We start from the raw sequence: 23,282 nt of genomic DNA on the forward strand, positions 1-23,282 counted from the left end.
TTTTTTAGGTTTGTAAAATTGGTATTACATTTTACATTTCACAAATATATCGTAATCTGTCTAATGAAAAAACATTTTTTATTAACAACTAGCGGGAATATTTTCTTTTTCTCAGGAAAGTGAACAATAGTCCAAATAAGGCCAGTACAACTATTGGTAATCCGACAGTTAGAATCTGGGTGATCGTGTAGTTGTCGTACACTTTTTGTTTGTCCAGTAACGGCAAATCGACATCTTTACTTCTAATGTTAATAAGTCCGGTATCGTCCAGCAAATAATTCACACAGTTTAAAAGGAATTCTTTATTGCCATACAGGTTGTTCGTCCACTTGTCATAACCCAGTTCCATAGGCTGAAAAGCCTGATCCAGTTGGTTTTTAATAATGTCGCCATCGGAAATCACAATCATTTTTCCGGCTTTTCCGGTAGTTTTATACGTACTGTCTTTAAACGGAAGTACACGGTTGTCGTACATCGACTGGAATTTTCCTTCCAACAACACCGATACCGGTATACGACCACCTCCGACATAGTCTTTTGGTCCGGTTTCTTCGGTAACCATATTCAGGCTAACTTCAACTGGCGTACCGATACTCTTCGAATATTGCGACGATTCCATCAAAATCGTTTTCTTAATTCCATTTTTTAACGTGTCAATAGGGTTGGCAAATTCAAAACGCACCCCTTCGATGTTCTTTACAATCGGGTTTTGCGATTGCGGATAGATAAATGGCGAATATTTCCAGAAATATTGTTCGTATTGTGTCGCACTTCCGCGTTCGCCGGATGCCAGTTTTATCGGTGCTGCCTGTTCGTCTTTTACCAAAGCCGGGTTGATTCGGAATCCGTATTTAAAGAACATATCGTTTAGGTTCAGATCTCTTGGAAAGGCCAGAATCGATCCACTGTCGTTATACAGACTGTCCATTTCGGCCTGAACCGCATCGACCAACCATAATGTTTTTCCACCGTTAACGATAAACTGATCTAATACCTGTTTTTCTTCCTCGTTAAATTTCTCACTGGGTTTGGCAATAATGGCCAGATCATATTTTTTAAGCGCTGCGGCTGTTTTTACCGGGTTTTTCGCTACAGAATCCAATGTAAAAGGTCCGATATAATAACTCTCGCGAATGGTTTTTAGGAAATCGGCAATCTGTAATTCGTGTAATTCTCCGTTTCCTTTGATGATCGCGATTTTCTTTTCCTTGCTTTTTGAGATCTTATTAAAGGCATCGGCAAAGGCATATTCCAAATGTTGTACCGAACTCACTACTTTTTCTTCGGTACTTGCACCCATCATGTTTTTAAGCAACTGTATTTTAGTGCTTTTGTCATTATAGGTCGCAATAGCCCAGGGAAAAACTACTTCCTGCGATTGTTTACCACGATCGTCTACCGTAATGCTGATAGGAGTCAGTCCGCGTTGGTATAACATTTTCATGGTTGCTTCCCGTTCTTCTTCTTTTTCCAACGGATTTACAAACTGGAAAATGATATTGGAATTATAGGCTTTGTATTCTTCTAAAAGCTGTTTGGTTTCGGCTTGTAAGCGTTTGAATTCTCCCGGAAACTGTCCGTCCAGAAATACATCAATATACAATGGACTGTCGATGCTTTTAATGATCTCTAAAGAAGTTTCGGATAGCGTATAGCGTTTGTCCTGCGTTAAGTCGAAACGTTTGAAAAAATAGCTCCCGATAACGTTTACCGCAATCAGAGCAAGTAGGGTAATCCCGAATTGTTTTAGGTTTTTCTTTTGCTGCGCTTTCATTACCATTTTAAAGATTTAAGTTTATAAACCGTTGCCGACAAGAATAGTACGGTAACACTGATAAAATAGATAATATCGCGGGTATCGATCACACCACGGCTCATACTTTTAAAATGGTAATCCATTCCAAAGCTGGCTACCGTATTTCCGAAAGAGCCCATAAAACCGGACATTCCTTCGAAACCGAAATAGAAAACAAAACAAAGGAAAACGGCAATAATAAACGCTACAATCTGATTATCCGATAGGGTAGACGTAAAGATTCCAATGGCCGTATAGGACGCGATCAGGAACAACAAACCAAAATAGGAACCTAAAGTACTTCCCATATCGATATTCCCTTCCGGGTTTCCAAATTTAGAAAGTACCACAACATAAATGATCGTTGGGATAATCGCAATTACAATTAGTAAAAAAGCACCCAGAAACTTACCGTTTACAATTTCCCGGATACTTAACGGTTTGGTTAGCATCAATTCGATGGTACCTTGCTTTTTTTCATCCGAAAAACTACGCATGGTAACGGCCGGAATCAGGAAAATAAGAATCCACGGGGATAGGGTGAAAAAGGGACTTAAATCGGCAAAACCGCTTTTCAGAATATTAAAGTCACCTTCAAATACCCAAAGGAACAGGCCGTTTAACAATAGAAAAATAGCGATAACCAAATAACCTATCGGCGAACCGAAAAAGGATTTGATCTCTCTTAATAATAAGGCTTTCATTTATTTTTTGTACGTTTTATTTTATTCCAGACTCACCAGTTTATCCACGCTCCAGGCTTCGGGTTTGGCATTAAAAAATTGCTTTGTATACGCCCAAACTTCGATAAAAAGCTCCGATTTCCGGTAGTTTTCCAAATCGGCTTCCGTTTCCCAATAACTATAGGTAAAGAAAACCGATGGGTTGTTTTTGTCCTGATAAAGCTCCAAAAAGCGATTACCGGGGAAGTTGCGTATATTTTGCTTTACTTCATGAAAATTCGTTAAAAAAGCTTCAATTTTATCTTCATGGAAACTCATTTTTACGATGCGTACAAACATAAGGAATTATGAATTAATTTTTGGAATTTAAGATTTGAAAATTACAGTCACCCGATCGCGGAATTTCAGCCCCAATAAAGAGGTCGCCGAACCCACTGTAGACGGGTTACTTTTGTAGATGGCAATTTCGAGAAAATCAGCTTCGTTAAACAGCGCCAGCTTTTCGCCTTCGTAGTCTTTTAAAACAAATTTCTCGGATACTTTAAAGTCGGAATAGTTCTGGTGGATGCTTTTAATGGTCTTGGTTCCGAAACGGATCTCAAAATTGCGCCCGCGTGCGGTTTCCTGAATCAATTTTCGGGAAATATTCGTAACACAGTTACCAAAATGATCAATATAAACTACGGCACCGTTAATCGCATTATAATCGGTGGTAACAGTTGCCTGAAGTTCGCTGATTTCTTTGATGCTGTTAATTTCCCGACCGATGACGTTCATCACACCGCCTTTTGCCAAATGACAGGCTACTTTTACAAAAACATCCATATCGGTTGCATTATCTGCTAAACGATCGTGTATGTTGATCTCTACAATCTTTTGTGGTACGATTTTCTGCGTTAGGATACTCAAAATACCATTATCGGCACAGATAAAATAATGATCGTTCCATTGCATGGCAATATGCTTGTTTTCGAACGTACGCTCCGAATCGACTCCGATCAGGTGCACGGTTCCTTTCGGAAAGCTACTGTAGGCCGCATTGATAATATAGCTGGCTTCCGAGATGTTAAACAAATCGATATTGTGCGAAATGTCAATAATTTGCACATCAGGATGTTCCGTAATAATCTTACCCTTCAGCGAACCCACAAAGTGGTCCTTCAGCCCGAAGTCGGTAGTAAGCGTAATTATTGACATCATTTTGTTTATAACTATTAAGGGAACTTTCTTTAAAAATTGCTAGATTTGAGATATGCAAAGCTAACTTATTTTTTTAATTAAATCCCGTTGCTTTTGAACGAAAGAACCATCGAATTGACAGACATCACCCCTAAAGAATTCTGGGGAGCTCAGGATGCTCATCTTGAGATAATTAAAAAATTATACCCAAAATTAAAAATTGTAGCCCGTGGCACGCTGTTGAAAGCCTACGGAGAAAAGGAAATTTTGGATGAGTTTGAAGTGCGGTTCCATAGATTGATGAATCATTTTTCGCGGTATAATTCTATCGACGATAATGTGATCGAACGCATTGTACAGACCAACAGTCAGGACGAACAAAAAATGGCCGATCACGATAAGATTCTGGTACACGGTATTGGAGGAAAACTGATCAAAGCCTTAACACCCAATCAGCAAAAACTGGTCGATTTCACGATGAAAAACGATATGGTTTTTGCAGTAGGACCAGCCGGAACCGGGAAAACCTATACCGGAGTTGCATTAGCAGTTAAAGCATTGAAAGAAAAGCAGGTAAAGCGGATTATCTTAACCCGTCCTGCAGTAGAAGCCGGCGAGAATTTAGGCTTCCTTCCGGGCGATATGAAAGAAAAACTGGACCCGTATATGCAACCGTTATACGACGCCTTGCGCGATATGTTGCCTCCGCAAACGCTGGAAGATTATCTCCTGAAAGGAGTTATCCAGATTGCACCATTGGCATTTATGCGTGGCCGTACGTTGGACAATGCCTTTGTTATTCTGGATGAAGCCCAAAATACGACGCATTCGCAAATGAAAATGTTCCTGACGCGTATGGGACGTAATGCCAAGTTTATTATTACCGGAGATCCGGGTCAGGTCGATTTGCCGCGACGAACCATTTCCGGACTTAAAGAAGCCTTATTGATTTTAAAAGACGTAGAAGGAGTTGGTATTTTATATCTGGACGATAAGGATATTGTGCGCCACCGACTGGTTAAGAAAATCATTGATGCCTATAAGAGTATCGAAAATCACGATTAAAATTTAAAGGATTACATACCGGCTTAAACCGGCTTGATTAAAAAATTAGCTCTCCTGATAATGGGAGGGCTTTTTTATTTACATTTCGCGAATATCTTTATGTTTGTCAAATACTATGTATTTAAAATAAACTCAAAATTCAGGTAAAAAAAACAGGATAAAATTTTCATCTTATCCTGTGCAATCTTATAGTGAAGACTTAATTTCGTACATAATTATTCACATAAATACGTTTTCAAAAATTACGGGTTTAATGGTACCTTAAGTTCTTCCATATCACTTCCTCTGTACAGGGTTAAATAAGCTTTAGATAGATCTGCATCTTTAGGGATTACGAAATAAAATACTCTTTCAGTTTTCTCTCCTTTTTTCAAAACCAGACTATTGCTTGTATCAACACTTACAGCGTTAGGATTTGCTTTGTAAAATTCGGGTTTAAAAGAAGTAAACTTTTGTATTTCTTCTGCTTTATCATCTATATGAATAGAAAAACTTGTATTCATCCCAGAAAACCTTCCATCACAAAGAAGACTCTCAAGGCCAATGTTTACCGCTAATAATTGTTCGTCTGCAGTTGGCGCACGATGTTCGATATCTGTTTCAGCGAATTTAGCATTTGTAGTATAACTTACTATAGTATATTTTTCTTTTGTATGACTTCCTGTTTGAAATTGCTTATCATAAGTATTCTCACTTTCATCTATAAAAGAAGTACCCGATACAGTTGTTTTTGGCTCTGGTCTTACGATGTTAGTGGTGGTTTCTTTTGGTTGTTCCTCAGTTTGTTCTTTTTTACAAGATGTCAGGGTCAGTGCACTTGCTAAAATTAAAATGCTAATTTTTTTCATAATTTAAAATGGTGTTAATGTTATGATTAAGACGCTAAAATAAAATATTAATTGTTGCTAACCTAAGAAAATTCTTAAAATTCTGATGATTATTATTAATTGAAGTACACTAATTTTAGCAGATAGAGGTCAAAACATTAAAATTCAAACGAACCATTTCCGGACTAAAAGAAGTCTTATTGATTTTAAAAGACGGAAGGCGGTGGTATTTTATATCTGGACGGAAAAGATATGGTTTACCTCTGGGTGGTTAAGAAAACCATTGCTGCTATGTGAGTATTGAAAATCACGATTAAAATTTATACCAACCAGCCTTTACGAAAGGGTGGTTTTTTTTGGTAGCAGTAGGGTTTTTAATTACTTTTGCACCTTTATAACAACTAACTACAAGCGTTCTATGAACACAATCACAACAACTAATTTCAACTTCCCGGGTCAGAAATCCGTATACCGCGGTAAAGTACGGGAAGTGTACAATATCAATGACGAACTATTGGTAATGGTGGCTACCGACCGCCTATCGGCTTTTGATGTCGTAATGCCAAAAGGAATTCCTTACAAAGGTCAGATTCTTAACCAGATTGCAACGAAATTCATGCAGTTAACGGCCGATATCGTGCCGAACTGGTTAATCGCGACTCCAGATCCCAATGTTGCCGTAGGACATTTATGTGATCCATTTAAAGTAGAAATGGTTATCAGAGGCTATCTATCCGGACATGCGGCACGCGAATATGCTTTAGGAAAGCGTATGCTTTGTGGTGTAGCACTTGCGGAAGGTTTAAAAGAAAACGACAAATTCCCGGAACCGATCATCACACCATCGACTAAAGCAGACAATGGGGAACATGACGAAGACATATCACGTGAAGATATCCTGGCAAAAGGAATTGTTTCGGAAGAAGATTATCTTGTTTTAGAAAAATACACCCGCGCTTTATTCCAGAGAGGAACCGAGATCGCGGCCAGCAAAGGGTTGATTTTGGTAGATACCAAATATGAATTTGGAAAAACAAAAGACGGAAAAATCGTTTTGATCGACGAAATCCACACACCGGATTCGTCCCGTTATTTCTATGCTGATGGCTATCAGGAGCGTCAGGATAACAACGAAGCGCAAAAACAATTGTCGAAAGAATTTGTACGCCAATGGTTAATCGCGAATGGTTTTCAAGGGAAAGACGGACAACAGATTCCGGAAATGACCGACGAATATATTGCAACCGTTTCTGATCGTTATATCGAATTATACGAAAACATTTTAGGCGAATCGTTTGTAAAAGCCGACATTTCGAATATCGACGCGCGCATCGAAAAAAATGTGTTAGCGTTTTTAAGCAAATAAGATTTTTAAATCAAAATAGAATAGAGGGCCGTTATTAAACGGTCCTTTTTTTTCTTCTATACCTGACAGGTTTCCAAAACCTGTCGGATGTAGAGGCTAAGAGTGGACATTTTACGACCTGTTTTGTGTTAAAATCGTATAAAAAACCGACTTTTTCCAGCAATGTCTGATATTGTCTTATTGTTGTCCTTTTTAAATGATAAAAATTTTGATTATCAATATGTTATATTCTTTTTTGTAACGTTATAATTGCAAAAAAAAGGGTAAAAGAGCATAAATTCGTTGCTATAGGGAATTTTTTGTAAGTATTTCATTGTTAGCTATTTAGTTGATCATATTGTCCGTTTTTGTCCTATCGCAGCGTTCTGTTTTTAATTACATTAGCTCCTGAGATCTGATAGGTTTTTCAGCACGATAACATTTTAGTGCTACAAAACCTGTCAGGTGTACTCAAGCAGTATTGGCCTATTAGTGGCTTTATTGTCCGTTTTGAATGGGAATAAAAACGTGTTTTTTAGTGTAAATTGCTATATGCCAATTCACTAAAATCAATATTGTTATGTCACATTTCGATACATCTGATAAAAAAATACACCAGGGAAGGAATATCAAACGTTTTCGGGAAATGTTAGGGATCAAACAAGAAGGCTTGGCTTATGACCTTGGTGAAGAGTGGAACCAAAAAAGAGTATCCTTACTGGAGCAAAAAGAAACTATTGATACCGATATACTGGAACAGGTAGCCGCAATATTTAAAATACCTGTAGCAGCTATCGAAAATCTTGACGACGATATGGCAATACATATTATTACCAATACATTTAATATTGAAAAAAACGATGGTTGTGTAGGAGGTAATGGAGACTTAAATTCAAGTCCGTTTACGACCAATCCGATAGAGGAGATCAGGCAATTGCATCAGGAAAAAATAGTGTTGTACGAGCGGATGTTAAGGGAGAAGGACGAAATGATCGCCCGATTGGATCAGTTAATTCAGGAGAATAGTGCTCCTAAAAACAGGATTAATTCTAAACATCTGTAGAAAATTGCACTAAGGAATGTTTATGAATGTATGTTGTACGATATCGAATTAAAATTACAATAGTACTCAAACAATTGAAAAAATAGTAGTTTTCATAAAGTGGGGTTTCCCTAAGCACTGCAAGCTTCTGACGGGTTTTTAAACCTGTCAGTTGTAGCGGTGTTAACGAGAGTTGTGACTGTTGTGTTCTTTATAAAATGATATAAAATCAAAAAAAATGTTGTAAAAATATTCGGAATCATTCGTAACTGTTTTTTTTGTACATTGCCTATATTCAACCAAATCACCCCATTATGAAACAATATGTTATTTTGGCTGTATCGTTGCTGTTTACAGTTGGTATGTACAGTCAGAAGAAAAAAGCAGGAGGAAAGGCACCGGCTGCAAAAAGTCAGACAACCGTATTGGCAAAAGCAGATGATCTTACCGCAGAATTGATCAAGAATAAAAACCAACAGACTTTTTATGTTTTCCGAAATGAAAAAGGAGCTAAAAAAGATACTTTACTGGTAAAAGCGATCGACAAAGCGTTGCCTACCGACTGTAAGATCACAGCCTTTAAAGCAAAAGACACGCCGCTATGTTGTATTACGTGGACCGAAAAAAACGTTACCGAAACCAAAACCAAAAACGAAGAGGCGTTGAGTACCTATTCGGAAATATGGGAACCGGCTACCAAAACACAAATATTGAGTAATGTGCAAACCACGACAAAAATTAAGGAAATCGTATTTCTGGATAAAGGACAAAATGCATCCGAAACACAGGAGCGAATGAGAAGAGAAGGTTTTGAGTTTACACTAACCGGAGAAGGGGATGTGATTCTAAAAAACAAATCACAGGAAAGCCGTATGACTTATAATCCAACGGATAAAAAATATGTAAACAACGTTTCGGCAAGTGCCGCTCCGGCAAAGAAAAAAAGATAAAAGACTTGACTAGCTGACCTTAAAATGAGATTGGCTGGATAAGTAGTAAAAAAAGAGCACTATAGAGCTGCCCTCAAAAAGTTAGACACTATTTGGGGCAGTTCTACAGTGGACTCCTTTTAATTAAAGATATCAAGAACACCTTTTATTTTCCAAATCTCATCTATTTTGTCTTTCTTGATCTCATTTTTAGCAGAAAAGATCGACTCTTTTCGTGATATAAGTGTTAATTGCGATTCGTCAGTTTCATTTTGTAAAACTTTAGACATATACAATCCTTTTTCTTTGCTGATCAAAACCGCGTACGAATTGCTGGCAATATCGTTGGCGCTGGCTTCTTCGCAGATTACAAAAGTATTTTCTTTAATATCCGGTTCCATTTCGGAAGTATTCACCTGAAATACCATCGAACGTTTTTGTTGCAAAAATGGGATATTAATAGTTGGAATATCGCTTCTTTCAAGATTTAAATCACCGGTAGTATATTGAAAAAGCATCTCTTTCGTAATAATTGGTGTTGTTTTTTTCTTAAAGTTGAAGTTCTCATTTCCAAGGAAAATCTCGTTCAGATCAATGTTAGCTTTGTTACATTGCGCGATGATGGATTCATAGTCGAGTGTATTTCGCTTCTTCCAACTAGAGATGGTGTTCGGCTTAATATTCAGTAATTCGGCTAATTGTGCATCTGTTTTTATTTTAAAGACCTTTTTAACACGCGTTAAGATACTTTTCGCGGTTTGTATGTTTCCCTCTTGCATTTTCAGGTTCTAATATAATTATCAATTCATTAACTGTTCCTAAACTATTTTGTCAAAAAATATGCCATGATTGTAAGGAAAATTGTTTTTTTTACAATAAGGTGTTCTTTTTTTAACTGCGCTGTAAAATGAAATTAATTTACGTATATAAATAATTTTGAATTTGAATTACGGTTTTTCCGTAATTTTTACAACAGAACAAAAATAATTACTTTTTTGGTTTCTGGGAACATAATTTTCACAATTATTTACTAAAAATCGCAAGACGTTATTTTTTATAAGAAAAATAGGAAAAATAATGCCATTCCTTTAAGGTTTATCATAAAGAAATGGCAGGTAGATATGGGAGGAAAGTGCTAACGCAAACGTTCGACAAGAATAATGGAACGATAACCACTGCCGGATTTTCCGGTAATTGTATAAGGTACGGATCCATCGTTTTGAACCGAAAAATAAAGCGGAGTAGATGCGGCTGTCAGGGTAAGAAAGTCAGTAAAAATACAATCGTTTTTTACTAAGTCGGCTGCAATCCCTAAGCTTAAAAGTCCGGTAGCGTTAAAATTGGAATACTGACGGGAGTATTCCGTACCGTTTACATAAAAACGAAAGATGATATTATTGGTGGTCGAAAGACTTAATAAGCCGCTACTGCCATTGGTATAGGAAGCTTTTAGTGTTATTTTATAAGTTCCAGGAGGTAAATTGATAAAATCCTTATCGCTTGGCTGATTGCCTCCTTCGGTAAAGGAGCTTCCGGTTACGGTATTGATAAAATTGTTGCCGCCCATTTCGGTAGCGTCGTTATTATCTTTAAAACGGATGGCTTTTTCGGTAGTGTCATAAGCCGCTGTATTCAGTCCGATACGTATTAATTGACCGGCTACATTTTCGACTTCCGATAAACCGACCTCGTTATTTGTGTCACGCACCATAAAAAAAGTTTTAGTAGAGGTTGTTTTGGTAGCGAGATTTTCAAATTTCACATAATCGTTATTGGCATTAATCTCGAGACGTTTGGTAGGATTGGTTTTTCCAATGGCAATATTTCCGGCAGCCGTAATGCGAAGTCGTTCCAGACCGTTGGTTCCAACTACAAAATCGGTATTGTCTTTTGTACCGATATAATCGCCATTTGCGGCTACTCCGATGGCAGCGGTAGAAGGGGAAGTCCCTTCGTTGCCATAATAATTCCATCCGGAAACATAATTCCATCGTGTTTTATTCCAAAAATAAAAACCGTCGGGTTGCGGATCGTTATTATCGGTATCGTCCAGATAAATCAATAAACCGGTAGCACTGGGATTTGAAGCTGGAAAATTATTGACTCTGGGGACTAAAATTCCATCGGTATTTGTAGGAGTTAGACTGTTTGCGATGGAAATATCCAGACTCGATTTTGGAGTTGTAGTACCGATGCCGACCTGAGCAAATACAGAAACACAAGATAAAGCTACGATAAAAAGAAGGGATAATCTCATATTAGGCAAAAATTAGAAGTTGATAATGGATCTTGAAATTCTAATAAATCGCATTTTGCGTATAACTATGTGATTTAGTACTACTAATTTAGGTAAAAAACGGATTTAAAAAATAGGTAATTCTACTTTTTTATTCGCAAAATGAGTGTTTTATAAAAATATTCGTGCAGCTAATTTTGGATGTATAACAGCGGTAAGACGAAATATGATTGAAATTGAAAATAATTTTCTGTTTTTTATTTTATATTTGTTAATCTAATTCAATTATACGGTGAGCCAAATCAATAAGCTTAAAATTCTGAATGATCCTATATATGGTTTTATAACCATTCCAAATACCTTAATTTACGACCTGATTCAGCATCCTTATTTTCAACGTTTGCGACGTATTTCGCAAATGGGGATGTCGTATCTGGTTTATCCCGGAGCGCATCATACCCGTTTTCATCATGCTTTGGGGTGTATGCATATCATGCAAAAAGCAGTTCAGGTATTGCGTTTTAAAGGTGTTGTTATTTCGGATGAGGAAGAAACGGCTTTGTATATTGCCATTTTATTACACGATATTGGTCACGGTCCTTTTTCGCATGCGATGGAACACAGTATTGTGGAAGATGTGCATCATGAGGAGATTTCCATGCTGTTTATGAACCGTCTCAATGAAGAATTTGAAGGAAAGCTCAGTTTGGCGATTCAGGTATTTAAAGGTGATTATCACCGGAAGTTTATGTTGCAGCTTATCTCGAGTCAGCTGGACATGGATCGTTTGGATTACCTGAAACGGGATAGCTTTTATAGTGGCGTAGCCGAAGGAAATATTAATTCCGAACGTCTGATTCAGATGATGAATGTAGAAAACGATCTGTTGGTTATCGAAGAGAAAGGAATTTATTCGGTAGAAAAATTTTTAGGTGCACGTCGACTGATGTATTGGCAGGCGTATTTACATAAAACCAGTGTGGTGGCAGAATTAACGCTAACTAAAATATTAAAGCGGGCCAAAGAACTGGCACAAAAAGGACAGGTTCCGGAATGTAGCAAACCATTACAATTTTTTATGACACACAAGGTGACATTAGAGGATTTTGATAACGATATACTGGACAAATTCGCCCAATTAGATGACTTTGACATTATGAGTGCGATTAAGACATGGCAGTTTCACGATGATTTCGTGTTGGCTTCCTTAAGTAAAATGATTATCAATCGCGATTTGCTTAAGATTCGTATGGTGTCGGAAAAAGTAGAAAATTCGGAAGTGGAAGTGCTAAAAAAGAGATGGTTGCTGATACATCCGATGAGTGAAAAAGAAGCAGAGTATTTTGTTTTTAGAGGAAAAATTAAAAATCAGGCCTATAATAAAGCTGGGGAGCCGATTCGGATCCTGAAAAAAGACCGAACGGTAGAAGATGTTGTGGAAGCATCCGACCAAATGAATCTGAAAGCCCTGTCCAAACCGGTTACCAAATACTATATCTGTTTTCCAAAAGTACTTTTAGGAAGTTTAGATTAAATTAAATTTTATATTTTTGTCGGGATGAAATTTACAGCTGAACAAATTGCAGGTATTTTAGAAGGAGTAGTTGTTGGGAATCCCGCGGCCGAAGTCTATAAATTAGCAAAAATAGAAGAAGGTACGGAGGGATCGTTAACTTTTTTAGCCAATCCGAAATACCTTAATTATATATATACCACACAGGCGACGATTACAATCGTTAATGCTACTTTCGAACCGGAACAGGAGCTTACAACGACACTTATTAAAGTAGAAGATGCCTATAAATCCTTTTCCAAATTACTGGAATATTACAATCAGGTAAAACTGATGAAGTCCGGAATCGAACAGCCTTCGGTTATTTCTGATAATGTAACGTATGGGGAAAATCTGTATTTGGGAAGTTTTTGTTATATCGGTGCCAATGTGAAAATCGGAAATAATGTAAAAATTTATCCGAATAGTTTTGTGGGCGACAATGTAATAATAGGTGATGATACCATATTATTTGCCGGTGTACGCGTCTATTCCGAAACCGAAATCGGTAAAAAATGTGTGATCCATTCGGGTTCAATTATTGGTTCCGATGGTTTTGGTTTTGCACCAAACGAAGAAGGAGTCTATAATAAAGTGCCGCAAATTGGTAATGTGATCATCGAAGACAATGTCGATATTGGGGCTTGTACGACGATTGACCGTGCCACGTTAGGATCGACGGTTATCCGTAAAGGGGTAAAACTGGACAATCAGATACAAATTGCGCATAATGTGGAGATCGGTGAGAATACCGTAATTGCATCGCAAACCGGAGTAGCCGGATCGACTAAAATCGGTAAAAATTGTATGATCGGCGGACAAGTAGGTATCGTAGGTCATATCACGATTGGAAACAATGTTAAGATACAGGCGCAGTCCGGAGTATCCCGAAGTGTAAAAGATTTTGAAACCATACAGGGAAGTCCGGCGTTTAATTACGGCGATTTCAGCAAATCTTATGTGGTTTTTAAAAACCTGCCGAAAATCGTAAAAGATATTGAAGATTTAAAACGAAAAAAATAGCAACAAAATAAAACCAAAATTTAAGCCATGGTTAAGCAAACAACCATTAAAAACGAAATCTCATTAAAAGGAGTAGGGCTCCATACAGGTCAGGAAGTAACCATGACCTTTAAACCGGCTCCTGTGAATAATGGTTACACCTTTATACGGGTAGACTTGGAAGGACAACCGATTATTGAAGCGGATGCCAACTATGTTGTAAATACGCAAAGAGGGACCAACCTTGAAAAGAAAGGCGTTAAAATCCAAACGTCCGAACACGTACTGGCCGCATTAGTAGGATGTGATATTGATAATGTTATTATTGAATTAAATGCCTCAGAGCCACCAATTATGGACGGGTCATCAAAATATTTTGTTGAAGCAATCGAAAAAGCCGGTGTTGAAGAACAAAATGCCGAACGAAATGTTTATGTGGTAAAAGAAGTGATTTCCTATACCGACGAAGCAACGGGTAGCGAGATTATCGTGATGCCGGCCGACGAATATCAGGTAACCACTATGGTTGATTTCGGAACCAAAGTATTGGGAACGCAAAATGCTACCATGAAATCGATCGGTGAATTTAAAACCGAAATCGCAGATTGTAGAACATTTAGTTTCCTACACGAACTGGAAAGTTTGTTGGAACACGGATTGATAAAAGGAGGCGACCTGAACAATGCTATTGTTTATGTAGATAAAGAAATATCGCAGGAAACAATGGAGCGTTTAAAAGTAGCATTCGGAAAAGAAAAAATTTCTGTAAAACCAAACGGAATTTTAGATAACCTGACGTTACATTACCCGAATGAAGCCGCCCGTCACAAGCTATTGGATGTGGTTGGCGATCTGGCTTTAATCGGAACCCGAATCAAAGGGAAAGTAATCGCAAATAAACCGGGACACTATGTAAACACACAATTTGCGAAAAAAATGTCGAAAATTATTAAAACAGAACAACGCAATCAGGTTCCGGTATATGATCTTCACAAAGAACCGTTAATGGATGTAACCAAAATTATGTCTATGTTGCCACACCGTCCACCATTTTTGTTGGTAGACCGAATTCTGGAAATGTCCGATTCGCATGTGGTTGGTTTGAAAAATGTAACGATGAACGAAGATTTCTTCGTGGGGCACTTCCCGGGAGCGCCGGTTATGCCGGGTGTTTTAATCGTGGAAGCGATGGCACAAACCGGAGGAATCCTTATTTTAAGTTCGGTTCCGGATCCGGAAAATTACCTGACTTACTTTATGAAAATTGACAATGTGAAATTTAAAAATAAAGTATTACCGGGCGATACACTGGTATTCAAGTTAGACCTGTTATCACCAATTCGCAGAGGAATTTGTCATATGCAGGCCAGTGCTTACTCCAACGGAAAATTAGTCACCGAAGCCGAATTGATGGCACAAATCGTGAAAAAGAATTAAACAAGCAAAGTATGAATCAACCCTTAGCATACGTACACCCGGGCGCAAAGATTGCGAAAAATGTGGTGATTGAACCTTTTACAACGATCCATAATAATGTTGAAATCGGGGAGGGAACCTGGATTGGTTCCAATGTGACGATTATGGAAGGTGCCCGTATTGGGAAAAACTGTAATATTTTCCCGGGAGCCGTTATTTCGGCAGTTCCTCAGGATTTAAAATTCGGAGGTGAAGATTCTTTGGCTATTATCGGAGACAATACCACGGTTCGGGAATGTGTTACGGTAAACCGTGGAACAATAGCATCCGGTGTTACTAAAATAGGTAAAAACTGTCTTATTATGGCTACGGCGCATATTGCGCACGATTGTCATATCGGAGACAATGTAATAATTGTAAATGGCGTACTTTTGGGAGGTCACGTAACGGTTGGCGATTTTGCCATCATCGGCGGACTTTCAGCAGTTCACCAGTTTATCAATATCGGTGAACATGCCATGATTTCCGGAGGGTCACTTTTACGTAAAGACGTTCCACCATTTACAAAGGCTGCAAAAGAACCATTATCCTATGTGGGAATCAACTCAGTGGGATTGCGAAGAAGAGGTTTTTCTACTGAAAAAATCAGAGAAATTCAGGATATTTACAGAATTTTATACCAGAAAAATTATAATACCACTCAGGCTTTAAGCATTATTGAAGCCGAAATGGAAGCTACTCCGGAGCGCGATGAAATCATTTTATTCATTCGTAACTCCTCAAGAGGAGTAATGAAAGGGTATACCGGTATATATTAATAAGTAAGCAAATAGATTTTTAAATAAACAAACAAAATAAAAAATGGCGAGTACGGCTGATATTAGAAACGGATTATGTATCAAATTCAACAACGATATTTATAAAATTGTAGAATTTTTACACGTAAAACCAGGAAAAGGACCTGCATTTGTAAGAACAAAATTAAAAAGTGTAACCAATGGTAAAGTATTGGATAATACTTTTTCGGCAGGGCACAAAATTGATGTAGTTCGGGTAGAAACACATAAATTCCAGTTTTTATACGCGGAAGGAGAAGATTTTCACTTTATGAATGTGGAAACGTATGAGCAGATTGCTTTAAATAAAAACATCCTTGATGCTCCGGATTTATTAAAAGAAGGAGAAAATGTAATGGTTCAGATCAATGCCGAAACGGAAGCACCATTATCAGTAGATATGCCGGCATCTGTAGTATTGGAAGTAACCTATGCAGAACCGGGAGTTAAAGGAAATACCGCTACCAATGCTACCAAACCGGCAAAAGTAGAAACAGGAGCTTCGATTAACGTTCCTTTGTTTATTAACGAAGGGGATAAAATTAAAATCGATACGGCTACCGGTTCTTATATGGAACGGGTAAAAGAATAATTTTATTTATATTTTTATTGGGCAATTTTATATTGCCCAATTTTATCTTACTATAGTATGAAATTTACAAGAACCTATTCTTTACGTGAAATCGCTGCGATAATTGATTGTAAATTTATTGGTGATGCCGAATTCCCGGTAATGGGAATGAATGAGATTCACGTGGTTGAACCGGGTGACATTGTTTTTGTGGATCACCCGAAATATTACGACAAAGCATTACAATCGGCTGCAACAATAGTTCTGATTAATAAAGAAGTGGAATGTCCTGAAGGGAAAGCCCTTTTATTGTCGGACGATCCGTTCCGCGATTTTAATAAATTATCACGTCACTTTAAACCGTTTAAAGCAACAGGAGTTGCTATTTCGGATACTGCTGTTATTGGCGAAGGTACCGTAATTCAACCGAACTGTTTTATCGGAAATAATGTGGTGATTGGTAAAAACTGCCTGATTCATCCTAATGTTACCTTGTACGATGATACGGTAATCGGTGATAATGTGATTATCCATGCCGGTAGTATTTTGGGAGCGGATGCGTTTTATTATAAAAAACGTCCGGAAGGATTTGATCAGTTGGTTTCCTGTGGTCGTGTGGTCATCGAAAATAACGTTGGTATCGGAGCTTTGTGTACCATCGATAGAGGTGTTACCGGTGATACAACCATTCGCGAAGGCGCTAAAATAGACAATCAGGTACATATCGGACACGATACGGTAATTGGTAAAAAATGTCTTATCGCGGCACAAACCGGAATTGCCGGATGTGTGATCATTGAAGATGAAGTAACACTTTGGGGACAAGTGGGAACTACCAGTGGTATTACCATAGGTGAAAAAGCGGTTGTTCTGGCACAGTCCGGAGTTTCGAAATCACTGGAAGGTGGTAAAGTTTATTTTGGTTATCCGGCCGAAGAGTCAAGGGAAAAACTAAAACAGCTTGCTTATGTGAAAAAGATTCCGCAAATTCTAACACAAATCAATAAAAATGAATAAGGAGCGGGTTAAAGAATTTTATCTGTCAAATGGACCGTTAAACAGAAGTTTAATGGACGAGTTTCTACACGATGAAATCATTTTTAACTGGCATAGTTCCAAAGGCTTTTTACAACTGGACAAGCAGGATTTACTGGAACTGGCAACAGAACTGAGTAAATCGTATATCGCATCAAGAATCGAAATCAACCATATTTTGGAAGACAATGATAAGGTATCGCTACAGTATACCCATTATGTGGCACCAATTGAAAATCCAAACGAAGAGATGGTTTTAGCGCATTTTATGGTGATCTGTGAACTAAAAGACGATAAGCTCTATAAGGTTTACCAGATGAGCCAGTTGAACTAGGCGAAAAAAATAAAAATTAGCCGATAAAAGTTTGAAAAAACTTTCTTCGATTACGTTCAAAACCCTATTTTTGCAACACAGTTTTTAAAAATAATATAAAAAAAATATCATGAGTGTTTTAGTAAATAAAGATTCTAAAATAATTGTTCAAGGATTTACAGGTAGCGAAGGAACTTTCCATGCTACGCAAATGATTGAATATGGTAGTAACGTTGTAGGTGGAGTTACTCCGGGTAAAGGAGGAACAACCCATTTGGACCGTCCGGTTTTCAACACGGTAAAAGACGCTGTTGATCAGGCAGGTGCTGATACAACTATCATTTTCGTTCCGCCAGCTTTTGCTGCTGATGCAATTATGGAAGCTGCGGATGCGGGTATCAAAGTGATCATCACGATTACAGAAGGTATTCCGGTAGCCGATATGATTAAAGCTTATGATTATATTAAACACAGAGACTGTCGTTTAGTTGGACCTAACTGTCCGGGTGTAATCACTCCGGGTGAAGCTAAAGTTGGTATCATGCCAGGTTTCGTTTTCAAAAAAGGAACTGTAGGTATCGTTTCTAAATCAGGAACCTTAACATACGAAGCAGCTGATCAGGTTGTAAAACAAGGTTTAGGAATTACTACAGCTATCGGAATTGGTGGTGACCCGATCATCGGAACTACAACGAAAGAAGCGGTAGAATTATTAATGAACGATCCGGAAACAGAATGTATCATCATGATCGGAGAGATTGGTGGACAATTAGAAGCGGATGCAGCACGTTGGATCAAAGCTGACGGAAACCGTAAACCAGTAATCGGATTTATCGCTGGTGAAACCGCTCCGAAAGGAAGAACAATGGGTCACGCTGGTGCGATTGTTGGTGGTGCTGATGATACTGCGGAAGCTAAAAAACGTATCATGAGAGAAAACGGAATCCACGTAGTAGATTCTCCGGCTGAAATCGGTAAAAAAGTAAAAGAAGTATTGGGTTAATTCCCGGTTACTATAAAAATGTAGGGCTGTCTGTTTAGACGGCCCTTTTTTTATCGCTATTTGCTACACCTGACAGGTTTCGAAAACCTGTCAGGTGTTATATATTGGATCATTAAATATTTGTTGAATACTGTTTTAAAACATTCGAAGCCTGTTTGATATGACGTTCGTTATGATAAATTAGAAACGATAGGGTATCGCCCAATTGCAAACGAATAAGCCTGCTCAGGCTAGTAGCAGTTTTGTTTTTGATCAGATCAACTTGCTGTGCCTGATCAAGAATAAGCAATAACGTTTCCTGTTGCGTAATAAAAACATCCAGAACACCTTGATCCAGTTGACTTCCAATAGGATTATAACTTTTTAATGATTTTATTTTTGACTGACTTTCCGCTTTCATCATTCGGGCAAAATAACCGCCTAAAACTCCGGTTTTATAAAACAATCGCGGCTTTTTATAACGGGCTTTTGCAATACAACGATTTAGTTCCGGCAGATAAAAATCACCATAACGATTCAGATGTTCAAGACATTCCAAAATACTCCAGCTTTTTTCCGATTGCCGCCAGTTAAGTGTTTTCGGATTATTAGTTTTAAAAGAATTCGCAATTTCAATATTACTTTTGGTTATTGTGGTTAATTCGTCCAGTAGTTGCTTTGTTTCCATCGTTTAAATATTTATACAAAATTCGGATATGACGGACGAATAAAAATTGATACAAATCAAGACTTTTTAATGCGCGATAAAGTTTCGGCTGTCATACGAAGATAGGAGGCGATGTATTTATCCGGAATTTCCTGAAAAACCTGCGGACTTCGTTTTAAAACACTTTTATACCGATCGACAGGCGAAGCCATTAGCAGATCTCTTTCCCGTTCCATTTGTTGGAGTATCAGCTGACCGAGTATTGTATTCCATAATTTTAAATGCGTTAGATCGCTTTCTATAAAATTCAGCAGACTTCTTTTTGAGATGGTTCGAACGGTGCATTTTTTCAGTGCCTGAATATAAAACTGTGTAGGTTTGTCCGTGAAAAAGCTATCAATGGCCGTAACAAACGAATTTTTATAACCAAACCGGATGGTATTTTCTTCTTCCGTGTCAACGGTAAACACCCGGACGCTACCTTCAACAATAAAGAAAACAGTCGAATCCAGACTGCCTTCGGTTATCAGGTAAGCATTTCGTTTAAAAATCGTTTCGGTTTCCCAAAGCTTGTTTTCTAATAATAAAGTATATAAAGTTTCGATAGCATTCATATAGGAAACAATTGTGTTATCATCATAAAAAGAATGTTATCAAAGATATTAAAATAGAAAGGGTAAGAGGTTTTATTTTTAAAGTGATTATGGTGTTGTAAATCAGGTAATTATTTTTGATAACAAAATTAAGATAGCACAAATTGTCTATATTTATATTACAAATAAAGATAACAGAACTAAAAATAACAATATGGAAGGACAACAATACGCATTTCAGCCTTTTTCGAACGACGAAATCGAAAACCTACGAGAGGAAATGAAAAAACTGGAAATCAGTTTAGATCACGCTGAAAACAGGGATTCTTTTTTTGAAAATCCGTACGCCTCTTTGATGAATAATTTTAACATAAAGATTTTAAAAAGAGTTCGGTTTAATGATGATTTCGTTGCAGTTTTTAACGAGAATATTCGAAAATTCCGACCTCTATTTAATAAATGCTTGATTTGTAAAGTAGCAGTAATGATACTGCTTTATACCTTATTGTCCTACACCGGGTTCATCGATATTGCAGATATACCAGCTTTGATTTTGGCTTCTGAATTTATCAAAGGAATCGAAGATTTTTTTGGAGGCACACGTACGGAAATTGAAAAACTTCTGAAAATAATAAAAGAAACCCTTAAAGCACTCTCGGTTCCGAATATTGCACTACAGATTTGCCAGTATTTTGGTTTTTGTTCGCTATCGATTGATACGGAAAAAAACAATAATAGTGTAAGACATGTATAAAAAGAAGTAAGGTACTGTCAAATGTTGAATAATTGTTCTTACATGGTTTATTTTTAATAAAAAAGCGTATTAAGTGATAATTGAGCAAAAAAGCTTTTATATTTGCATCAGTTATCACGAATCTCATAAGAGATAGCAACCTGCAACAACAAGCAAGGTGCTAAAACGATAAGCCAATTCTGTTGGAAAAAATGTTGTTATTTTTTCATACACTATTTTCTGGTTCAGTTTTGCTTGTCTCGTGAGCTTATTTAATTTCTAAGCAATCGATGATGAAAAAAAACAAAACAAAAAACGGCGCGTTAGCCTTACTGCCGTTATTCGTATTTATTTTTACTTTTTTAGGAGCCGGAATACTGCTGGACGATTTTTACGCTTTTCCGTCTCCGGTAGCGGTGTTAACCGGAATTATTGCAGCCTTTCTGTTATTTAAACCCTCTGTTTCCGATAAAGTCGACACACTGATCAAAGGATGTGGCGACAGTAAAATCATGACTATGTGTCTTATTTACCTATTGGCCGGGGCTTTTGCCAGTGTGACGAAGGCTATGGGTGGTGTCGATTCGGTTGTGAATCTGGGAATCAATCATATTAATTCGGAATATTTTCCGTTGGGTATTTTCCTGATTGCGTCCTTTTTGTCTACAGCAACCGGAACTTCGGTCGGTGCGATAGTGGCATTAGGACCTATAGCGGTTAATCTGGCTGATAAAAGTGGTGCTTCTTTACCATTAATTGGCGGATCGTTGTTAGGCGGGGCGATGTTGGGGGATAACCTGTCGATTATTTCCGATACAACCATTGCAGCCACCCAATCGTTAGGTTGTGAAATGAAAGATAAATTCAAAGTCAATTTGTTTATCGCTTTACCGGCGGCGTTGATCACCGTTTTACTATTGTTATTTTTTGGTTTTAACAGCGAAGCGACATCAGTAGTGATCGAAAAAGGAACGTACGAATGGATCAATCTGTTGCCTTATATACTCGTAATTGTTTTGGCAGTAGTAGGGATAAACGTTTTTGTAACACTGCTAACCGGTATTGTGGTAGCGGGAATCATTGGATTAGCGGGGAATGACTTTGCGGTATTGGATTTTACAAAAATTGTCTACGAAGGATTTACCAGTATGACCGACATTTTCCTGTTGTCGATGTTAACCGGCGGATTGGCCGCGCTTGTCGAACAGGCGGGAGGGATCAACTACGTACTAAAGACGGTCAAAGCGAGAGTAAAAAATAAACGATCGGCACAACTGGGTATCGGTGCGTTGGTGAGTTTTGTAAACCTAGCCATTGCGAATAATACGGTATCGATAGTGATTACAGGAAGTATTGCCAAAGAAATCAACGACGAATACCATCTGAGTCCGCGTAAAACGGCGACCATACTCGATATCTTCTCCTGTGTGGTACAAGGGATTCTGCCATATGGCGCTCAGGTACTGTTATTACTGAACTTTGCCGGTGGAAAACTTGGCTTTTTCGATCTGATCGGAAATACCTGGTATGTCGTCTTTCTGTTTTTGTTTACACTTATAGCGATCTATAGCCGTTATTGGGATCGATTAACCAATAAATTCTTTAAAGTTTAGCGGTATTACAGACAGATTAAAAACCGAATTGTTATATTTGTTACTTATTTCAAATAAACAAACTTAATCGTAATATGAAATTACTGGAAGGAAAAACCGCAATCATCACAGGAGCGAGTAGAGGAATCGGAAGAGGAATAGCCGAAGTATTTGCAAAACAAGGTGCTAATGTAGCTTTTACCTATAGTGCTTCTGCCGAAGCAGCAAAAGCTTTAGAAAACGAATTAATGGCTTTGGGTGTAAAAGCAAAAGGATACCAGTCGAATGCAGCCGATTTTAATGAAGCTCAGAAATTAGTAGATGATGTAATTACAGAATTCGGAAATGTTGATATTCTGATCAATAACGCGGGAATTACAAAAGACAACCTTTTAATGCGTATTTCGGAAGAGGATTTCGACAGCGTAATCGATGTAAACTTAAAATCGGTTTTCAACATGACGAAAGCGGTTCAGAAGATTATGCTAAAAAACCGTGCGGGTTCTATTATCAATATGAGTTCGGTGGTTGGAGTAAAAGGAAATGCTGGACAAACTAACTACGCGGCTTCTAAAGCAGGTGTAATCGGTTTCTCAAAATCGGTAGCCTTGGAATTAGGTTCCAGAAATATCCGTTGTAACGTAATCGCACCGGGATTCATCGAAACAGAAATGACAGCCAAATTAAACGAAGACGTTGTAAAAGGATGGAGAGAAAACATTCCGTTAAAAAGAGGTGGAACTCCGGAAGATGTAGCCAATGCTTGCGTTTTCTTATCGTCTGACATGAGTGCTTATGTAACCGGCCAGGTGTTAAATGTTGACGGAGGTATGTTGACATAATTATTAATTGAAATAATGTAAAACCTTAAAAATTAAAAGTTTAATAG

The 23,282-nt window shown here is 37.8% G+C and carries 24 protein-coding genes and 1 riboswitch; of the genes, 15 read left to right on the top strand and 9 right to left on the bottom strand.

Annotation, left to right across the window (positions count from 1 at the left end):
• Positions 1-88 precede the first annotated feature (88 nt).
• From gldG to E6C50_RS01230, 4 genes are read right to left on the bottom strand one after another with little or no spacing between them, the layout of a single operon-like run.
• A complete protein-coding gene (gene gldG, locus E6C50_RS01215; protein ID WP_136401382.1) occupies positions 89-1,774 on the bottom strand; it encodes a gliding motility-associated ABC transporter substrate-binding protein GldG in 1,686 nt (561 codons plus the stop codon).
• A complete protein-coding gene (gldF, locus tag E6C50_RS01220; protein WP_136401383.1) occupies positions 1,774-2,499 on the bottom strand; it encodes a gliding motility-associated ABC transporter permease subunit GldF in 726 nt (241 codons plus the stop codon). The genes gldG and gldF overlap by 1 nt, the downstream gene beginning before the upstream one ends.
• A 21-nt stretch (positions 2,500-2,520) precedes the next feature.
• Positions 2,521-2,817 (bottom strand): putative quinol monooxygenase, encoded by a 297-nt coding sequence (locus tag E6C50_RS01225; RefSeq protein WP_136401384.1) that lies wholly within the window; start codon positions 2,815-2,817, stop codon positions 2,521-2,523.
• A gap of 27 nt (positions 2,818-2,844) precedes the next feature.
• Complete coding sequence (locus E6C50_RS01230) at positions 2,845-3,675, bottom strand: SAM hydrolase/SAM-dependent halogenase family protein (protein WP_136402045.1); 831 nt, start codon at positions 3,673-3,675, stop codon at positions 2,845-2,847.
• 96 nt (positions 3,676-3,771) lie between these two features.
• On the opposite strand from E6C50_RS01230, the gene E6C50_RS01235 reads away from it, so the two are divergent.
• On the top strand, positions 3,772-4,722 hold the full coding sequence (locus tag E6C50_RS01235) for a PhoH family protein (RefSeq protein WP_136401385.1): 951 nt from the start codon (positions 3,772-3,774) through the stop codon (positions 4,720-4,722).
• Between the two features lie 242 nt (positions 4,723-4,964).
• Here E6C50_RS01235 and E6C50_RS01240 read toward each other — a convergent pair whose 3' ends face one another.
• A complete protein-coding gene (locus E6C50_RS01240; protein ID WP_136401386.1) occupies positions 4,965-5,570 on the bottom strand; it encodes a hypothetical protein in 606 nt (201 codons plus the stop codon).
• Between the two features lie 397 nt (positions 5,571-5,967).
• Between E6C50_RS01240 and E6C50_RS01245 the strand changes: the two genes are divergently transcribed.
• The 3 genes from E6C50_RS01245 to E6C50_RS01255 all read left to right on the top strand — a co-directional run bounded on the left by E6C50_RS01245 (position 5,968) and on the right by E6C50_RS01255 (position 8,886).
• Complete coding sequence (locus tag E6C50_RS01245) at positions 5,968-6,915, top strand: phosphoribosylaminoimidazolesuccinocarboxamide synthase (RefSeq protein WP_136401387.1); 948 nt, start codon at positions 5,968-5,970, stop codon at positions 6,913-6,915.
• 559 nt (positions 6,916-7,474) lie between these two features.
• Entirely contained in the window at positions 7,475-7,957 is a 483-nt protein-coding gene (locus tag E6C50_RS01250) for a helix-turn-helix domain-containing protein (protein WP_136401388.1), read from the top strand.
• Positions 7,958-8,250: 293 nt separating this feature from the next.
• A complete protein-coding gene (locus E6C50_RS01255; protein WP_136401389.1) occupies positions 8,251-8,886 on the top strand; it encodes a hypothetical protein in 636 nt (211 codons plus the stop codon).
• A 119-nt stretch (positions 8,887-9,005) separates the two neighbouring features.
• Here E6C50_RS01255 and E6C50_RS01260 read toward each other — a convergent pair whose 3' ends face one another.
• On the bottom strand, positions 9,006-9,644 hold the full coding sequence (locus tag E6C50_RS01260; protein WP_136401390.1) for a helix-turn-helix domain-containing protein: 639 nt from the start codon (positions 9,642-9,644) through the stop codon (positions 9,006-9,008).
• Between the two features lie 356 nt (positions 9,645-10,000).
• Positions 10,001-11,122: a hypothetical protein gene (locus E6C50_RS01265; RefSeq protein ID WP_136401391.1), complete on the bottom strand. Its 1,122-nt coding sequence runs from the start codon at positions 11,120-11,122 to the stop codon at positions 10,001-10,003.
• Between the two features lie 271 nt (positions 11,123-11,393).
• Between E6C50_RS01265 and E6C50_RS01270 the strand changes: the two genes are divergently transcribed.
• The 8 genes from E6C50_RS01270 (at position 11,394) to sucD (ending at position 18,829) form a co-directional block, all read left to right on the top strand.
• Positions 11,394-12,635, top strand: coding sequence for an HD domain-containing protein (locus E6C50_RS01270; RefSeq protein WP_136401392.1), 1,242 nt, complete (start codon positions 11,394-11,396; stop codon positions 12,633-12,635).
• A gap of 24 nt (positions 12,636-12,659) precedes the next feature.
• Positions 12,660-13,676: a UDP-3-O-(3-hydroxymyristoyl)glucosamine N-acyltransferase gene (lpxD, locus tag E6C50_RS01275; RefSeq protein ID WP_136401393.1), complete on the top strand. Its 1,017-nt coding sequence runs from the start codon at positions 12,660-12,662 to the stop codon at positions 13,674-13,676.
• A 27-nt stretch (positions 13,677-13,703) separates the two neighbouring features.
• The gene (locus tag E6C50_RS01280) at positions 13,704-15,092 is read left to right on the top strand and encodes a bifunctional UDP-3-O-[3-hydroxymyristoyl] N-acetylglucosamine deacetylase/3-hydroxyacyl-ACP dehydratase (protein ID WP_136401394.1); all 1,389 of its coding nucleotides are present in this window, start codon (positions 13,704-13,706) and stop codon (positions 15,090-15,092) included.
• Positions 15,093-15,103: 11 nt separating this feature from the next.
• Positions 15,104-15,889 carry an acyl-ACP--UDP-N-acetylglucosamine O-acyltransferase gene (gene lpxA / locus E6C50_RS01285; RefSeq protein ID WP_136401395.1) on the top strand — a complete coding sequence of 262 codons (786 nt, stop codon included), beginning with the start codon at positions 15,104-15,106 and terminating at the stop codon, positions 15,887-15,889.
• Positions 15,890-15,932: 43 nt separating this feature from the next.
• Positions 15,933-16,499 (top strand): elongation factor P, encoded by a 567-nt coding sequence (gene efp / locus E6C50_RS01290; protein WP_136401396.1) that lies wholly within the window; start codon positions 15,933-15,935, stop codon positions 16,497-16,499.
• Positions 16,500-16,556: 57 nt separating this feature from the next.
• A complete protein-coding gene (locus E6C50_RS01295; RefSeq protein WP_136401397.1) occupies positions 16,557-17,495 on the top strand; it encodes a UDP-3-O-(3-hydroxymyristoyl)glucosamine N-acyltransferase in 939 nt (312 codons plus the stop codon).
• Positions 17,488-17,847, top strand: a complete 360-nt coding sequence (locus E6C50_RS01300; RefSeq protein WP_136401398.1) for a nuclear transport factor 2 family protein — start codon at positions 17,488-17,490, stop codon at positions 17,845-17,847. The genes E6C50_RS01295 and E6C50_RS01300 overlap by 8 nt, the downstream gene beginning before the upstream one ends.
• A 109-nt stretch (positions 17,848-17,956) precedes the next feature.
• Positions 17,957-18,829, top strand: a complete 873-nt coding sequence (sucD, locus tag E6C50_RS01305; RefSeq protein ID WP_136401399.1) for a succinate--CoA ligase subunit alpha — start codon at positions 17,957-17,959, stop codon at positions 18,827-18,829.
• Positions 18,830-18,941: 112 nt separating this feature from the next.
• Here sucD and E6C50_RS01310 read toward each other — a convergent pair whose 3' ends face one another.
• Both E6C50_RS01310 and E6C50_RS01315 read right to left on the bottom strand, forming a co-directional pair.
• Entirely contained in the window at positions 18,942-19,496 is a 555-nt protein-coding gene (locus E6C50_RS01310; RefSeq protein ID WP_136401400.1) for a DinB family protein, read from the bottom strand.
• 56 nt (positions 19,497-19,552) lie between these two features.
• The gene (locus E6C50_RS01315) at positions 19,553-20,089 is read right to left on the bottom strand and encodes a Crp/Fnr family transcriptional regulator (protein WP_136401401.1); all 537 of its coding nucleotides are present in this window, start codon (positions 20,087-20,089) and stop codon (positions 19,553-19,555) included.
• Positions 20,090-20,282: 193 nt separating this feature from the next.
• On the opposite strand from E6C50_RS01315, the gene E6C50_RS01320 reads away from it, so the two are divergent.
• From E6C50_RS01320 to fabG, 3 genes are all read left to right on the top strand, one after another.
• The gene (locus tag E6C50_RS01320; RefSeq protein WP_136401402.1) at positions 20,283-20,822 is read left to right on the top strand and encodes a hypothetical protein; all 540 of its coding nucleotides are present in this window, start codon (positions 20,283-20,285) and stop codon (positions 20,820-20,822) included.
• Between the two features lie 106 nt (positions 20,823-20,928).
• A riboswitch (SAM-I-IV-variant riboswitch) is annotated at positions 20,929-21,024 on the top strand.
• Between the two features lie 70 nt (positions 21,025-21,094).
• A complete protein-coding gene (locus E6C50_RS01325; RefSeq protein WP_136402046.1) occupies positions 21,095-22,414 on the top strand; it encodes a Na+/H+ antiporter NhaC family protein in 1,320 nt (439 codons plus the stop codon).
• Between the two features lie 74 nt (positions 22,415-22,488).
• Positions 22,489-23,235: a 3-oxoacyl-[acyl-carrier-protein] reductase gene (gene fabG, locus E6C50_RS01330; RefSeq protein ID WP_136401403.1), complete on the top strand. Its 747-nt coding sequence runs from the start codon at positions 22,489-22,491 to the stop codon at positions 23,233-23,235.
• The last annotated feature ends 47 nt before the right edge of the window (positions 23,236-23,282 follow it).

Origin of the sequence: Flavobacterium supellecticarium (genome assembly GCF_004801375.1) — a bacterium.
Taxonomy (GTDB): Bacteria; Bacteroidota; Bacteroidia; order Flavobacteriales; family Flavobacteriaceae; genus Flavobacterium; species Flavobacterium supellecticarium.